The sequence below is a fragment of the Sphingomonas sp. RB1R13 genome (genome assembly GCF_036663775.1).
GTDB lineage: Bacteria > Pseudomonadota > Alphaproteobacteria > Sphingomonadales > Sphingomonadaceae > Sphingomicrobium.
On record NZ_JAXOJM010000088.1, the window covers coordinates 1 to 1,115 of the forward strand.

General features: G+C 69.8%; 1 protein-coding gene. It reads left to right on the forward strand.

All coding sequences use genetic code 11. The annotated features are described in order from the left end of the window. Nucleotides 1–311 precede the first annotated feature (311 nt). Entirely contained in the window at nucleotides 312–1,079 is a 768-nt protein-coding gene (locus U1700_RS15125) for a tetratricopeptide repeat protein (RefSeq protein ID WP_332753497.1), read from the forward strand. Nucleotides 1,080–1,115 lie beyond the last annotated feature (36 nt).

The following is a 1,115-nucleotide window of genomic DNA, read 5'->3' on the forward strand; positions in this document are numbered from 1 at the left end:
CCCTGCGCCCAGGCCTCGACCCCGGCCTTGACGTCGGGCACGGCCAAAGCGGGGGCTGCCATCAAGAGGGCGACGGGCGCGACCATGCCGCCGATCGGGAATCTGCGCATCATCCTTCGTCCTTACACCCTTGTTGCACGCGCCATCCATGCCCCGCCAGGGGCGGCGGGTAAAGCTGGCAGTGAGGGGTTAACCGTTCCGTATGGGCTGGGGGGCTAGCACGGCGTCCGATCGGGGAATGGGGTCATGCTCCGGGCGTCTCGCACGTCTCTGGCACGGCGTATCGGCCGCCTTCCCCTGGGCTGAACCGGATGACCGATATGACCACGTTCCGCACTCTTCTGTCCTGCAGCGTTGGCGTGTTGATACTGGGCGGCTGCACCGCGACGAGCCCCCGCTCGGCGAGACTGGATTCGCAGGCCGGCCCGGCCAAGGCGACCGCCGCACTCGCCGACCATACCCGTCGGATATTGGCGCAGCGCGACGGCGAGGCGGCCGTGGCCTCGGCCGAGCGACTGGTTTCCGCCGAACCGAAGAATGCGACCTATCGTTCGCTTTTGGGACAAAGCTATCTTCAGGCCGGGCGCTTCGCGTCGGCGCGACAGGCCTTTGCGGACGCCCTGCAGCTTGACCCGGGCGATGGCCGCGCCGCGCTGAACCTTGCGCTGGCGATGATCGCGGGCGGCAATGGTGAGGGGGCGAGGGCGTTGCTCGACGAACATGCCGCCGTCATTCCATCCGCCGATCTGGGGCTCGCCCTGGCGCTGGCGGGAGCACCGGGCCAAGGCGTCCGCCTGCTGACCGCCGCCGCGCGCGAACCGGGGGCGAGCGTCAAGACCCGGCAGAACCTGGCGCTGGCGCTGGCGCTGTCCGGCCCGTGGGAACTGGCACGCATGGCGGCGTCGGCCGACATGGCGCCTGCCGATGTCGAGGTCCGTATGCGCGAATGGGCCGACTTCGCCGCCAATGCCAGCCCGGCCGACCGGGTCTCCTCACTGCTCGGCATCAGACAGGCGGTCGACACCGGCCAGCCGAACAGCACTGGCTGGCACGCGTCGGCAACGCGCAAGGCGGGCTAAAACGCCTCCATCGGCAGCGCCATCAGCGTCTCGGCA